Source organism: Thiobacillus sp. 65-1402 (genome assembly GCF_001897685.1).
Classification (GTDB): domain Bacteria; phylum Pseudomonadota; class Gammaproteobacteria; order Burkholderiales; family Thiobacillaceae; genus Thiobacillus.
Map to the genome: position 1 here is coordinate 1 of NZ_MKUG01000033.1, position 14,141 is coordinate 14,141.

Sequence of the window (14,141 nt, forward strand, 5' to 3'; positions counted from 1 at the left end):
AGGGCCAGCACCAGCAGGCCGGCCCATATTTCGGGCGCGAGCGCCATCAGCACGCCGCCCAGCCCCACCAGCACCCCCGCCAGAACACGCCTCGATCGCCGCTTATTCCACATGCCGGTTTCCCCCCGTTCCTGGGCAGGCTATTCGTAGCGCAGAAAGTCTTCAGCCAGGGTGTCGGCGCCAAACTGCTCGATCAGCGCCTCGATTTCCGCCAGCAGCGTGTCGCCCTCGTCGTCTTCCAGCACGCCGTCCCCCACCATCCTGGCGCCCAGCCCGGCCAGGATGGCATCGCGGATCGTCGCAAGCGTGGGCGGGTTTTCGCGGTTCTCGTCGTTGATCACCGCCTCGATCGCGCGCGAGAGCGATTCGCTGGCGGCGGCCTGCGTGAAATCGACAGCCAGCGCGCTTGCCCCGAACTCCTCGATGAGCGCGTCCAGTTCGTCGAGCAGTGATTCGCCGATGTCGAAGCGATGCATCCGTTCGGCCTCGCTGAAATCGGCGGGCAGCAGGTCGCCGAGAAAGCGGCGTACCGCGATCAGCGTGACGGGCTGTTCGCACTCCGGGTTGTTGATCCGGCTCCTGAGCAGTGCCGATAGATGCGGGCTGACGCGACTGGCAACATCGATGGAATTTCGGGTCATGGCTTTTCCTGCATCTCCGGGGCCACAGGGGCGGATCGTGAATTCTTCAACCTCACTGCCTATATCAAGGTATAGCAGAAGGTTTTCGGGTCTCGCGCCGGACATTGCCGCATCGCGCGATGGAACCCGACGGATATCGATGGGCACAGGCCATACCATGCACGTCTCCGATCCGTGGGCGCAGGCAGTCACGCTTGCGGCCAAGCTTGATTTCCTCCGGCAGCCGGGCGCCTACGCGGAGGCGACCTCGCGGGTGGATGCGGTGGAAACCCATATGTCCTGGGTCTTCCTCACCGATACCTGTGCCTACAAGCTGAAGAAGCCGGTGCGCTATGCCTATCTCGACTTCGGTTCGATCGAGGCACGGCACCTGGATTGCGATGAGGAAGTGCGGCTCAATCGCCGCCTGGCACCCGGGATCTACCTGGGCGTGGTGCCGCTGGCGCTCGATGCGGCAGGGTGCCTGCAGCTGGGCGGGGCAGGGAAGCCGGTGGACTGGCTGGTGCAGATGCGGCGGCTGCCGGCGGATCGCATGCTCGATCAGCTGCTGTCGAGCGGGACGGTCACCCGCGCGGAGATCGACCGGCTGGCTTGCCGGCTTGCCCGTTTCTACGCTGCAGCGGTTGCGGAGGCCATCGCGCCGGCCGCCTATCGGCATAGCCTGGCCGGAGGGATCGAAGACAACCGGCGCGAGCTTGCCCGCCCGGAATTCGGCCTGCCCCGGGCGACGACGGAACGCCTTTCCCGTTTCCAGCTCGGCTTTCTGCATGAGCGTGCGGACTGGTTCGAGCGCCGCGTGCGGCAGGGCCGCATCGTCGAGGGCCACGGCGACCTGCGGCCGGAGCACGTGTGCCTGCTGCCGGAGCCGGTCGTCATCGATTGCCTGGAATTCAACCGCGAATTCCGCATCCTCGATCCGCTTGATGAGCTGGGCTACCTGGCGCTGGAATGCGAACGGCTGCACGCCCCGCAGGTGGGGCGCTGGCTGCTGCAAAGCTATCAGCTGGCGAGTGGCGATGTGGCGCCGGTTTCCCTGCTGCATTTCTATCAGTGTTGCCGGGCCGTCCTGCGCGCCAAGCTCGCCCTGTGGCACCTGCGGGACGACGGCAGGCATCCGCCCGGCAAATGGACCGCAACGGCCAGCGGCTATCTCGAACTGGCGCTGCGGCATGCCGCTGCCGCGGCAAGCTGAGCGGCTCAGGATGGCAGCAGTTCGACCAGCGAACCGCCGGCGTTCAGGCGGCGGATGGCCTCGGCGAACAGGGCGGCCGTCTCCATCACCTCCACCCGGTTTCCCCGCAGCGCTGGCGGCAGCCGGAAGGGCGCCACCGAGTCGGTGATCAGCACCTTTTCCAGCGCCGGGCCGGCCAGCACGCTGGCTGCCGTGCCGATGAAGAGGCCGTGGCTGGCGGCGGCCAACACCCGCGCCGCCCCCAGCGCTTTGCAGGCGGCGGCCGCGCGCGCGAGGGTGGTGCCGCTGCCGATGAGGTCGTCGACGATGAGGGAGGTCATGCCGCCGACTTCGCCCACCACCGCTTCGCCGGACACCGCGCCCTCGCTGCGGCGCTTCTCCATGAAGGCGGAACCGACGGGGCGGCCAAGGGCACGGGCGAGCGAATCGCGAAAGGCATCCGCCCGCTTGGCACCGCCGGCGTCCGGCGACACCACCACGACGGGCTGGTCCTGCAGCCGGGCCGCGAACCAGGCGATGAACAGGCCGCGCGCTTCGAGATGCTCGGCCGGGATGCGGAAGGCATTCTGGTAGGCGGCCAGGTTGTGCACGTCGAGCGTCACCATGCGGTCGCATCCCACCGCCTCGAACAGCTGGGCGACATAACGGCTGCCGACCGGGTCGCGCGGCTTGGTCCGGCGGTCCTTGCGGGAATAGGCGAGATAGGGGCAGACGGCGGTGACGCGGGCGGCCGAGGCATCCTTCAAGGCGCCGATGAAGAACAGCAGGCGGACCAGCTTGTCGTTGGCGCTCATGCCCGGTTCGCCGTAGAGCGAATGGATCACGTAGGCGTCGCGGCCGCGCACGCTTTCCAGCGGCCGCGCCTTGTGCTCGCCGTCCTCGAATTCGCGTTCTTCGTGACGGGCAAGCGCCACGCCGAGCGCGGCGGCCACCCGTTCGCCGTAGGGGCGGCTGGCGTCAAGCGCGAACAGGCAGGGCGCTTCGCTGGCCATCGGGCGGGCTCCTCCGGGTGCTGGCATCGTTTTCATAATATGCCAGACTCAAAAAGAACGACGGCCCGGCAGAAAGGCAGGCAGCATGGAACCCAAGGAATGTTTTTACCAGGAGCAGTTCGGCTACTGCTGGCTGTCGGATGGACGCTGGCTGTTTCAGGCGGTGGATGTGCACGGCAAGCCAGTGGGCACGCCGGTCGGGGTCGAGTTGGGGGAACTGGTCTTCCATCACGATCAGGATGAAGAACTGCATTAACGCGCCTCGATCCCGAAGCGCCGGAGGCGCCGCTCGGCGCGCGTCCGCAGGGGCGGGCGCCGCTCTCATTCCCGCAGCGGCGCTTCCTGCGGATCGATGCCTTCAATCTGCGGGATGTCCCGCTGCGGGTGCTTCTTGATGATCCGCTTCAGCGCCTCGTCTTCCCTCGGGCTATGGGTGCTGCGCTGCTGCATTGCGGATTCGGGCGGCGCGGCGGTAGCGGTCGCGCCTGGCTCGGGATGCCCTGCAAACAGCTCCGCCTCGGCGGCAAGCCAGTCTTCAAGATCGAAGCCATGGGCATAGCCACGCCGCATAAACCGGTAATAGGCGGCCTCGCGAATCATGTTCAGGCGTTCCTCGGGTTCGGGATTGCGCCGCCGCGCCGTGTCAGGGCGGCCTTGCTGCATCGCAGGCGTACTTGTCTTTCCAGCCATTTCGGTTCCTCCGCAGCGGGTTGCATTCTCGATGCTCGGGCCTGTCTACATATTTCTAGCCCGCCTCTCAATATAGCAATCGTCTGGCCGGCGTACGGAGGCTGCGCGCCAAGCCTGCCGGCGGGGCCCTGGATGCATGGCCGTTCGCAGTTTCAGACGCGGCGGCTGTGTTGATCTATACAGAAAAGAGGCGCAAGCCGTCTTGCATTCAAGGGCAGCGCATCAACGTCTTAAGGAGAAATAACAATGAGCACTCGAAATGCGGTGGGCGAAACCGATTCTCCCGACGTGGCCAAAGAACAGTTGATTGCCGATTTCAAGACGGTGATGTCGGATGCGGAGGCGCTGATCAAGGCCACGGCCAACCAGGGCGGCGAGGCACTGGCAACGGTGCGCGCCAAAGCGGAAGCGTCGCTCGCCGCGGCGAAGTCCAGGATGGCCGATGCCGAAGCGGCGCTGCTGGTGCGGGCCAAGGCGGCAGCCAAGGCGACCGACGTCTATGTCCACGAGAATCCCTGGAAATCGATCGGCATCTCGGCGGGGCTCGGGCTGCTGATCGGTTTCCTCATGGGCCGCCGCTAGCCGACCGGTCATGAGCGAAGCAGCGCCGGAGGGAAGCAAAGGACTGTTCGACTCGCTGAAAGGACTCGCCGCCAGCCTGATCGCCATTGTCCATACCCGGCTCGATCTGCTGTCCCTGGATCTGGAGGAGGAGCGGGCGCGGCTGATGTCCGTGCTGGCGATGATGCTGGTCGCGCTGTTCTGTCTGGGCGTGGGCGTACTGCTGCTGGCGATCCTGATTGCGGCCGCATTCTGGGATAGCCACCGGCTTCTGGCCTTGGGCGGGCTTGGCGGAGCTTTCCTGGTAGGCGGCGCGGCGGCATTCGGCGTTGCACGGCACAAGCTGAAAACCAAACCGAAATTGTTCGCCGCAAGCCTGGCTGAATTGTCCAAGGACCGACAGCAGTTGGGCCATCCCTCATGAACGGAAAATCAACCCGGCTGGCCGAGCGCCGCGAACGCCTGGTGGCGCAGGCTGCCGCTCAGCGTGCGGCGCTGGCGCAAAACCTGGCGCCTTGGCGCGCGCCGCTGGCGTTGGCGGACCAGGGCGTGGCCGCACTGCGTTGCCTCGGGCGCCACCCCGCCTTGCTGGTGGGCGCCACGCTCACGATCGCGGCGTTGCGTCCGAAACGCCTGGGCCGCGCGATCGGCCTCGTCTGGGGCACGTGGCAGTTCGGGCGCAAGTTGCTCGGGCGTTGAACAGTGGACAAGCCGGCTCGGACACCCGCTCGCTCGATGAGGCGGCCACGCAGCCTGTTTTTTCGTTTTAAGCGGTTTGCAGGCAGTTTCCCGGCCCTATCCAGCGCGTGAAGGAGCACACGATGCAAGCGAATCCGCTTTCCGCCGAAGCGCTGGGGCAACTCCATGCCTACTGGCGCGCCGCCAACTACCTTTCCGTCGGACAGATCTACCTGCTCGACAATCCGCTGCTGAAACAGCCGCTCACCCTGGAACACATCAAGCCGCGCCTGCTGGGCCATTGGGGCACCACGCCCGGCCTCAACTTCATCTATGCGCACATGAACCGGGTCATCCGGCGCGACGACCTGAACATGATCTGCATTGCCGGCCCCGGCCACGGCGGGCCGGCAATGGTGGCCAACACTTGGCTGGAAGGCAGCTACAGCGAGTTTTATCCCAACATTTCCCGGGATGCGGCAGGGATGGGACGTCTGTTCCGGCAGTTTTCCTTTCCCGGCGGCATTCCCAGTCACGTTGCGCCGGAAACGCCGGGATCGATCCACGAAGGCGGGGAGCTGGGCTATGCCGTGTCTCACGCCTACGGTGCGGTATTCGACAATCCCGACCTGATCGCCTGCTGCGTTGTGGGCGACGGCGAGGCGGAAACCGGGCCGCTCGCGGCGGCCTGGCATTCCAACAAATTCCTCAACCCGGGAACCGATGGCGCGGTGCTGCCCATTCTGCATCTCAACGGCTACAAGATCGCCAATCCGGCAGTGCTGGCGCGCATCAGCCATGACGAGCTGGAAAAACTGTTTGTTGGTTATGGCCACACGCCTTATTTCGTCGAGGGCGACGACCCCGAAGCCATGCATCAGAAAATGGCCGCCACGCTCGACACGGTGCTGGCCGAAATCAGGGAGATCCAGCGCCGGGCGAGGGAGGAGGGCGACATGACGCGGCCGCGCTGGCCCATGATCATCCTGCGCACCCCCAAAGGCTGGACCGGGCCGAGGGAGGTGGATGGGCTGAAAACCGAGGGGTACTGGCGTTCGCATCAGGTTCCGCTGTCCGAGCTGGCGAGCAAGCCCGAACACGTGAAATTGCTGGAATCCTGGATGCAAAGCTACCGCCCGGACGAGCTGTTCGACGCGCAGGGTGCCCCGATTCCGCAGCTGGCGGCGCTGGCGCCCACAGGGGAGCGCCGCATGGGGGCGAGCCCGCACGCCAACGGCGGCCTCCTGTTGCGCGAATTGCGCCTGCCGGATTTCCGCAATTACGCGGTGACGGTGGATCGGCCGGGCCACGCCGAGGCCGAGGCCACGCGCGTTCTGGGGGGCTTTCTGCGCGACGTGATGGCCGGCAACATGGACACCTTCCGCGTCTTTGGCCCGGACGAAACCGCGTCCAACCGCCTCGATGCCCTGTTCGAGGTCACCGACCGCACCTGGATGGCGGAGCGCTACGACTTCGACGACCATCTCGCGGCGGACGGACGGGTCATGGAGATTCTTTCCGAGCACATCTGCCAGGGCTGGCTCGAAGGCTATCTGCTGACAGGGCGGCACGGTTTCTTTTCCTGCTACGAAGCCTTCATCCACATCGTGGATTCCATGTTCAACCAGCACGCCAAGTGGCTCAAGGTCACCCGCACGGAAATCCCCTGGCGGCGGCCGATCGCCTCGCTCAACTACCTGCTCACCTCGCACGTCTGGCGCCAGGACCACAACGGCTTTTCCCATCAGGACCCCGGCTTCATCGACCACGTGGTGAACAAGAAGGCGGACATCATCCGCGTCTATCTGCCGCCCGACGCCAACACCCTGCTGTCGGTGGCCGACCATTGCCTGAGAAGCCGCAACGACATCAACGTGATTGTCGCCGGCAAGCAGCCGGCGCCGCAGTGGCTGACGATGGAGGCGGCGGTGAAGCACTGCAGCAGCGGCATCGGCATCTGGGAATGGGCGGGCAGCGACGAGGGCGGGGAGCCTGATGTGGTGATGGCCTGCTGCGGCGATGTGCCGACGCTGGAAACCCTGGCTGCGGTCGACCTGCTGCGCCGGCTCGCCCCTGAATTGAAGGTCCGCGTGGTCAATGTGGTGGACCTGATGACCCTGCAGCCGAAAGAAGAGCATCCGCACGGCCTGCCGGACCGGGACTTCGACGCCCTGTTCACCACCGACAAACCCATCATCTTTGCCTATCACGGTTATCCCTGGCTGATCCACCGTCTTGCCTACCGGCGCACCAACCACGACAACCTGCACGTGCGCGGCTACAAGGAGGAGGGCACCACCACCACGCCTTTCGACATGGTGGTGCTGAACGACCTGGATCGCTTTCACCTGGTCGCGGACGTGATGCACCGGGTGCCGAAGATGCAGGCCCGTGCCGCCCATGTCAGGCAGGCCATGCGCGACCGCCTGGTCGAGCACAAGCAATACATCGAGCGCTACGGGGAAGACATGCCGGAGATCCGCAACTGGCAGTGGCCTTATTGATGTCCATCCTCGTCATCAACAGCGGCTCGTCCTCGCTCAAGGCCAGCCTGTTCACGGCGGGCGGCGGCAGGCGGAATTTCCGTTTCGAGCATATCGGCCAGGGCCGCTTGCCCGATCACCGCGCCGCGTTCGCCACCCTGATGCGCGAGCTGGGCGCGGAGACGCCCGCGGCGGTGGGCCATCGCCTGGTACACGGCGGCGAAATCACCGAAGCGGCCCGCCTGATCGACGGCGCCGAGCGAACGCGCCTGGAATCCGTCGTCGCGCTCGCGCCGCTGCATCTGCCCGGCAACCTGCTGGGCGTGGACTTGTGCCGGGAAAGCTTCGACGTGCCGCAAATCGCCTGCTTCGACACCGCTTTTCACGTCACCCTGCCTGAGTCAGCCCGGCGCCTGCCGATCCCGCAATCGCTCGGCCTGCACCGCTATGGCTTTCACGGGCTCAATTACGCCCATGTCGCGCGCCAGTTACCGCGGCTGCTCGGCGATGCCGCCTGCGGCCGAGTGGTGGTGGCGCATCTCGGCAACGGGGCCAGCCTGTGTCTGCTGGAAAACCTTCAGTCCGTGGATACCAGCATGGGCTACACCCCGGCGGGCGGCATCCCCATGGGCACGCGCAGCGGCGATCTCGACCCCGGCGTGATGCTGGAACTGGCCCGGCGCCTCGACGATGGCAAACTGACCGATCTGGTCTACCGCCGCATGGGACTGCTCGCCCTGTCGGACGGCGAAAGCAGCGACATGGCCCGACTGCTGGCCAGCGCCACAGCTGCCGCCCGCTTTGCGGTGGATTATTTCAGCAGACAGGTGCGCGCCGCCATCGGCGCCTATGCGGCCAAGGCGGGAGGCATCGATGCGCTGGCATTCAGTGGCGGCATCGGCGAACACGCTGCGCAGGTTCGCGCCGCAGTCTGCGAGCCCCTGGGTTTCATGGGGTTTCGCCTCGACCACGAAGCCAACCTGCGCAACGACACCTGGCTCAACGAGCGGACGTCGAAGCCGGTGCTGCGCATCCCAGCCGACGAGGAAAGCATGATCCGCGGCCTGGTTCTGGAGATATTGGGTGAAGGAAACGCTGACCATGATTGAAACACCGCCAGTGACGTGCCGGAAAAATGGCGGTTTTACCGACGAAGGAATGCGGGTTTCCGAGGCGGAACGGATTGCCTCTTGGCCTTGTCGACTTCGCATAATGTATATTAGCAAGTCCTGATATAGCACTCTATTGAGTAACGCGAAACTCAAGCCTGCTGCGGGTTCCGCAGCATTCAGACTGGTTGTCTCCATGTCCCTCGTTAAACCTAGGGAGGGATATGATCAAGTTCACTGTACTGAGTACGAAGGGCGGGGTCGGCAAGACGACTTTGGCAGCAAATCTTGGCGCACTCATGGCGGACATGGGGCTGAGAGTTCTGCTTGTCGACGCCGATGTGCAGCCAGCGCTCTCGAAATATTACCGTATAAAACGCGAAGCTCCGTTTGGGCTCACAAAAGTCATTACCACCGGGTATGTCACAGAGGATTGCATCTCTCAGACGGTAATCGATGGGCTCGATGTAATCCGGTCGGATGATCCAGATGGCAGTCTCCAAACCTGGCTCCTGCATCGTATTGATCGAGGCGAGCGCCTTGGCAATGCCCTGAATTCCCCCGCAGTATCCGAAGACTATTACGACTGCGTCTTAATCGACACACAGGGAACCGTAGGCCCACTGCAGGACACCGCCGCACTCGCTGCCACGCAGATCATTTCTCCAATCAAGCCGGAAATTCTGTCAGCTCGTGAGTTCAAAACGGGCACGATGGAACTGCTGGCGCGGCTTGAGCCCTCACCAAACTCGAAATACAGGGTAGGGCCGGTCAAAGCAGTCATTTCGATGCAGGACCGGACTGCCGACGCGAGAATTATCGCGGAGTCGATCAGACAGGACTTTATCAAGCTTGGCGGACGGGTCACGGTCCTCGATACGGTAGTTCCTGATGCTAAGTCCTACAAGGAATCGGCCACCCTGTGCATCCCTGCGCACCGGCATGAACCGTCGCGCAAGGGCACGATGCCATCTGCCTATGAAACCATGCACGCTCTCCTCTGGGAGTTGGTGCCGAGCCTCGCAGGTCATTACGCCGGATCGGAGGCAGCACAAGACATAGGCCGTGACGGAGCTGAAGCATGATGGCGGGCGGAAAGAAAAAGCCCCCACTCATGAACATCCCGAGTTCGATCAAGATGGTGGACTTGGCTGCCAAGCATGGGTTTACCCCAAAGTCCGATTCGGAAAAGCGGACCGTACGGGAGCGCCTGAAACTGGAGGTGTCCAACAGCCTGAACGTGCCGGCGCCAAACAGCGGGAGCGGCCTCAAGCATGACACTGAAGTGGATGATTCGTGGGCGAGTCTTCCCGTAACCACCGTCCACTTCTATGAGCGTAATCCCCGCAAGGCGAACAACGAAGCCTACGCTGAGCTGAAGGAGAGCATCCGGGTCAACGGAATCCTCCAACCCTTGACCGTCACCAAGCGGCCGGGAGAAACCCATTACATCTTGTACGCGGGTGGCAATACCCGCCTGCAAGCCATCCGGGAGTTGTGGGAAGAAACCGCAGAACCGAAGTTTCGCGAAACCCGCGTCATCATCAAAGCCTGGCGCGGCGAGGCTTCCGTTCTGCTGGCCCACATGGCCGAAAACACCCAGCGCAACGACATGACCTTCTGGGATCGTGCCAACGGGACGCTGGAAATAAAGCGGCAGATGGAAGAGGAGGGCGGTAAAACACTCTCACACCGGGAGTTTGAAGCCGAAATCAAGAAATTCGGCCTCCAGACTGATCTGCGAACACTCAGCATGTACCGATTCGCAGTCGAAAAAATTGCCGATGTCGGCCCGTGGCTTTCCGGTTTAGCCGTGCGAGCCATCCAGCCTCGCCTGAACCTGTTGTTGAAGCTGGCTAATCATCACGACATCGAGGAAAGCGCTTTCTACGCCGAGGTGGTCACGCCAACCGCAAAGACCATAGCCGGCATGGTTCTGGAAGATAGCCATGCGTTTACCGCTGACTTGTTTCTTGGTCGATGCGAGGCCGGCTTGTCTGCCCGGCTGGAATTGACTGAACGGGACATGGGCAAGTTTCTCACCGCCATGGAGCGCTTCCCTGACATGACGCTGGAAGGTTTGCAGCGGATATGCAAGCCCCAGCGTCCGGTCGAACCCCAAACTCAACCCACACCAGAGTCTGTCGGCCAGGAACCGGGGAAATCGTCACAGTCCATTGCTCTTGCTCCACGATTGCTTGGGATAACCACACCGACTAAGCCGACCGCAACAGAGCACGGTGAACGCAGCCAAAGAGTGAGTTCAACGGCTTCCCATTCCACAGTCAGTTTCCCCCCGATCCCAGCTGAGAGAGGAGAGCCGGACCGGTTGATGACCTTGATTCAGCAAGTGCTTGTCTCCGCCGGCCTCGGCTCCTGCTATGAGCCTTCACCTGGCATGCCCATGGGGTATTGCATGGGATTTCCCAAGGATGGCCCACTTGATTTGAAAGAGAACGCGCAGAGCCGCCAGGCTGCCTGGTGGGTGCTTGCGATGGCAAGCGGACAGTTCGAAACGGAAGTGTGCCGGTCTGGCCTTGAGGAGCCCAATGAGTGGCGCACCTTGATCCTGGAAGAGGGGAGCCAGGAAACGCTGGGAGGCCTGGAACTCGCCATACAGCACAACATTGGTGGCCAAGGTGAGTTTCTGCCGATTCCATGGCTGCTGAACCCGGACAACCCTATTGCGGGCGTGTGCCTTGAGTTGCTCTCGGTCATTCGTGGAGGGGCTCGATCATGATGATGGTTCGCGTCACCGACAACACGCTGAGAGCCTCGCTGCTGATGCACTTGATCGAGCAGCTTGAGCGTGGCGACCTTGCCGTCCTGCTGGAAAAGGGCGCTTGTCCGCGGTCCATGGATCGGTTGCGAGGTCTCGCCATTAATGAAATTCTGCACCTGGCCTCATCAGGCCATCCCGACATCCATTTCTCGATCGATGAGGGCGGTTTCGAACTCGGAATCGAAACCCTGTTTCGGCGCAAGCAGGAAACCGAGCATTTGGTGTATTGCATCCAGAATGGCGCCAGCCAGTCGATGCTGAACCAATTGTTCCCGTCGACCGACCCGCGTGTCATCCAGACCTACCGCAAGCTCCTCAAGAATGACCGCAAAATCGGCCGTGTCGCGCTACCTGATGAAAGTGTCCGCGATCTGATCCACCAATGCTGGTTCGGGATGAATGAGGAATACCCCGAGATCACCACTCTCCGCGAAAAACTCATGCTTCTGCATGGGTTTTTCAGCAACTATTCCCTCGACGGGCTGTACGCCACCGTCAATGAATTCAACGAACCCCCAAGGAAGCACCATGGCCAGAAATAAAAGCCGTGCCACTCCTCCGGACTGTCTGCCAATGAATCCATCGACAGACGATCAGGCCGTCTACAACACGATCAGCCCAGCAATGTTGCTGGACATATTCGACGAGCCAATCGTGTTCCAGCGTGCCTATGTGAGTCTGACAGGCAGCGCTGTGGCAGCACTGTTCCTGTCATACGCGATCTACACGACCGAACGCCTTTCGAAAGACGCGGAAGGCTGGTTCAGAAAGACCGGGGATCAATGGAAGTCTGAAACAGGGCTAACCCGCTTCGAGCAGCAAACGGCTCGCCGCATCTTGCGTGAGCTGGATGTTTTGATTGAACGGCGGGCTGGCTTGCCGGCCGAGCTTTGGTTCAAGATTCGAATTGATCGCATTCTTGAGTTGCTGTCGGATCAGGCAGAAGCCAAGTGGTGGCAGGTCATCTAGGACCAGAAGATGCCCCACGCATACGCCATAGCCGCAGAATCGAGCCGGGTGAACGAAAACCTGGCCCAAGGGGTGAAAGACCTTCTGTCGGCGCTTGGTAACCGCTACGTGGCGTATTACCCCTCCCTCGCCGAATTGACGGGTTCTCCCAAAGCCGCCCTGATGCTTGGACACGCCATGTTCATGACCCGTGTGGTCTTGGACAAGCAGCCCAATCGCGGAGGGTGGTTCTGGAAGACATCGAAGGAATGGAAGCAGGTCGCCGGATTGAGCGTCCGGGAGATTGAAACATCTCGCAAAGTGCTGTTAAAAGACGGCATCTTGCAGGAATCAAGGCGTGGCATGCCAGCCAAACTCTGGTTCAGGGTCGATCTTGACCGCCTGGCTTTGAAGCTGTGCCAGTATGCCAATACCACCTACCGCCCCTGGTCATGGGAAGACCGGGTGCTGAAAACTCTGCTCGGTAAACCGGTGATGTTCTACGCCCCTTTTGCGTGGACGGCGGACAGCGCCCTGGCGGGTCTCTACATGTCCAGCCTGTTCAATCGGCTGCGGCAGACATTATCCCGGAACGAAGTTGACGAGGCAGGCTGGTTCAGCAGCCCAACCAGCCAATCACTGATCCATCTCCATTTTGGCCGTCGCATGTTGATGAATGCCCGAGCCAAACTGATCGAGTCCGGCATGATGGAAGAGGTGCGGGAAAGCCGGATGCAATCCCAGTTGTTGTCACGGATTATGTTGACAACTCTGCCGGCCAAAATCTGCCTGGAAGCCAATGAATTCCACAGTTTGTCGGAATCCAACAAACTAGATAGTCGAGATCCGACAAACAAGAGTTGCTCTAAACGCGTAACAAGAGTTGCCGGAACCGTGAAACAAGAGTTGCCGGAACCGCAAATCAACAGTTCACGTTTCCGCGAAACAAGTTCTGCGGAAACGGCAACTCACTCTAATAAGGAAATAAATACTCCATACCACCCCCTCCATAGCAGCCTGGAGGGGGTGGGCGTATTCGATTTCCCCAAAACCATCCGGACTGCGCCAGCAACTGCTGATCTGGAAAACCTGATCTATCCGGACAAGCTGCTTCCCGGCGAGAAACAGACCGCACGGCAGATTCTGCACGGCAGCCCCAATCCTCAACTCATCCTCGACGAGCTGGCAGGCCAGATGCAGGACGGCCACGTCAAAAATGCGATCGGCTACCTGCGAACCCTGAAAACCAGACAACAGGCCGGGACATTTGAGGCTGAGTACGCCCATCGGGTTGAAGCAGATCGAAAGCGCCGGCAGGAAATACTGGAACAGCGAAAGCGCCTGATCGTTGAGCCACAAACACAGTTTGCGACAAACCGGGATTCTGCCCGGATCAAGCTGACCGAACTGCGTCAGACCATTTGGGGAAAGAAATGACCAGAGCCACGGCTACAGGAAGTGAGGGTGATGGTAGTGCCATCACCGAAACAGGCAACCGCAAGGTGGCGCAGCAGGAAGTGAGAGTGATGGTAGTGCCATCACCGAAACAGGCAACCGCAAGGTGGCGCAGCAGGAAGTGATGACTTATAGACGGAGACTTTGATGGCAACACCGAAATCGAAAATCAAGTTCCCGACCTCGGCGGATTCGCCGTTCGAGGATGGGTACGACATTGCTGGAGAGCGAGATGCTCTGAAGGATTTAGTCGAGGCAGATGAACCGTACGAGAAAGATCCTCGTTGGGAGCGTTTTATGGATCTGCTCGAAAGGGAAGAGCGCCTGCGGCAGGAACAGGCTAATCGCCAGCAACGCCAATACGCTGACCCGATCGTTCCCGATCATGAAGCACGTGCACTGAAGGCAATCGGCAGCCTCGTTGCTGATGAGACTGATGTGATGGCAATCCATACCAAGGAGGCCTACCGACTGTTTATCGGCAGGACGCGTGATGAAAGCCCGCGCGGCTACGGAATCACCAGCGGGAAGAAGGTTGCAGCAGTGCTCCGGTCAATCTGGAATCTGTCGGCCAATGACAATCCCTATGCAGACTGGATTCTGGTGCAGG

General features: G+C 61.7%; 16 protein-coding genes. 13 read left to right on the top strand and 3 right to left on the bottom strand.

Annotated elements, in window-relative coordinates:
- Positions 1-140 precede the first annotated feature (140 nt).
- Positions 141-641: a hypothetical protein gene (locus BGO62_RS02790; protein WP_296639085.1), complete on the bottom strand. Its 501-nt coding sequence runs from the start codon at positions 639-641 to the stop codon at positions 141-143.
- Positions 642-798: 157 nt separating this feature from the next.
- On the opposite strand from BGO62_RS02790, the gene BGO62_RS02795 reads away from it, so the two are divergent.
- Positions 799-1,833: a hypothetical protein gene (locus BGO62_RS02795; protein ID WP_296639087.1), complete on the top strand. Its 1,035-nt coding sequence runs from the start codon at positions 799-801 to the stop codon at positions 1,831-1,833.
- 5 nt (positions 1,834-1,838) lie between these two features.
- Here the strand turns inward: BGO62_RS02795 and prs are convergent, their stop codons facing one another.
- Positions 1,839-2,825 carry a ribose-phosphate diphosphokinase gene (prs, locus tag BGO62_RS02800; protein ID WP_296639088.1) on the bottom strand — a complete coding sequence of 329 codons (987 nt, stop codon included), beginning with the start codon at positions 2,823-2,825 and terminating at the stop codon, positions 1,839-1,841.
- Positions 2,826-2,910: 85 nt separating this feature from the next.
- Here prs and BGO62_RS02805 point away from each other — a divergent pair, with 85 nt between their 5' ends.
- Positions 2,911-3,081, top strand: a complete 171-nt coding sequence (locus BGO62_RS02805; protein ID WP_296639090.1) for a hypothetical protein — start codon at positions 2,911-2,913, stop codon at positions 3,079-3,081.
- A 65-nt stretch (positions 3,082-3,146) separates the two neighbouring features.
- Here BGO62_RS02805 and BGO62_RS02810 read toward each other — a convergent pair whose 3' ends face one another.
- On the bottom strand, positions 3,147-3,488 hold the full coding sequence (locus tag BGO62_RS02810; RefSeq protein WP_296639092.1) for a DUF2934 domain-containing protein: 342 nt from the start codon (positions 3,486-3,488) through the stop codon (positions 3,147-3,149).
- Positions 3,489-3,761: 273 nt separating this feature from the next.
- On the opposite strand from BGO62_RS02810, the gene BGO62_RS02815 reads away from it, so the two are divergent.
- From BGO62_RS02815 to BGO62_RS02865, 11 genes are all read left to right on the top strand, one after another.
- Positions 3,762-4,097: a DUF883 family protein gene (locus tag BGO62_RS02815; RefSeq protein ID WP_296639094.1), complete on the top strand. Its 336-nt coding sequence runs from the start codon at positions 3,762-3,764 to the stop codon at positions 4,095-4,097.
- 10 nt (positions 4,098-4,107) lie between these two features.
- Positions 4,108-4,500 carry a phage holin family protein gene (locus tag BGO62_RS02820; RefSeq protein WP_296639096.1) on the top strand — a complete coding sequence of 131 codons (393 nt, stop codon included), beginning with the start codon at positions 4,108-4,110 and terminating at the stop codon, positions 4,498-4,500.
- Positions 4,497-4,775 carry a YqjK family protein gene (locus BGO62_RS02825; RefSeq protein WP_296639098.1) on the top strand — a complete coding sequence of 93 codons (279 nt, stop codon included), beginning with the start codon at positions 4,497-4,499 and terminating at the stop codon, positions 4,773-4,775. Before BGO62_RS02820 ends, BGO62_RS02825 begins: the two co-directional genes overlap by 4 nt.
- 122 nt (positions 4,776-4,897) lie before the next feature.
- Positions 4,898-7,258 carry a phosphoketolase family protein gene (locus BGO62_RS02830; RefSeq protein ID WP_296639100.1) on the top strand — a complete coding sequence of 787 codons (2,361 nt, stop codon included), beginning with the start codon at positions 4,898-4,900 and terminating at the stop codon, positions 7,256-7,258.
- Positions 7,258-8,346, top strand: a complete 1,089-nt coding sequence (locus BGO62_RS02835) for an acetate kinase (protein ID WP_296639102.1) — start codon at positions 7,258-7,260, stop codon at positions 8,344-8,346. The genes BGO62_RS02830 and BGO62_RS02835 overlap by 1 nt, the downstream gene beginning before the upstream one ends.
- A gap of 224 nt (positions 8,347-8,570) precedes the next feature.
- Positions 8,571-9,431, top strand: a complete 861-nt coding sequence (locus BGO62_RS02840) for a ParA family protein (protein ID WP_296639103.1) — start codon at positions 8,571-8,573, stop codon at positions 9,429-9,431.
- On the top strand, positions 9,428-11,086 hold the full coding sequence (locus BGO62_RS02845) for a ParB family protein (protein WP_296639105.1): 1,659 nt from the start codon (positions 9,428-9,430) through the stop codon (positions 11,084-11,086). Before BGO62_RS02840 ends, BGO62_RS02845 begins: the two co-directional genes overlap by 4 nt.
- Positions 11,083-11,670, top strand: a complete 588-nt coding sequence (locus tag BGO62_RS02850) for an STY4526/YPO1902 family pathogenicity island replication protein (RefSeq protein WP_296639107.1) — start codon at positions 11,083-11,085, stop codon at positions 11,668-11,670. Before BGO62_RS02845 ends, BGO62_RS02850 begins: the two co-directional genes overlap by 4 nt.
- Positions 11,657-12,097 (top strand): hypothetical protein, encoded by a 441-nt coding sequence (locus BGO62_RS02855; protein WP_296639109.1) that lies wholly within the window; start codon positions 11,657-11,659, stop codon positions 12,095-12,097. The genes BGO62_RS02850 and BGO62_RS02855 overlap by 14 nt, the downstream gene beginning before the upstream one ends.
- 9 nt (positions 12,098-12,106) lie before the next feature.
- Positions 12,107-13,513: a hypothetical protein gene (locus BGO62_RS02860; RefSeq protein ID WP_296639111.1), complete on the top strand. Its 1,407-nt coding sequence runs from the start codon at positions 12,107-12,109 to the stop codon at positions 13,511-13,513.
- A 165-nt stretch (positions 13,514-13,678) separates the two neighbouring features.
- The coding region (locus tag BGO62_RS02865; RefSeq protein ID WP_296639114.1) for an AcaB family transcriptional regulator at positions 13,679-14,141 on the top strand (463 nt) is incomplete at its 3' end.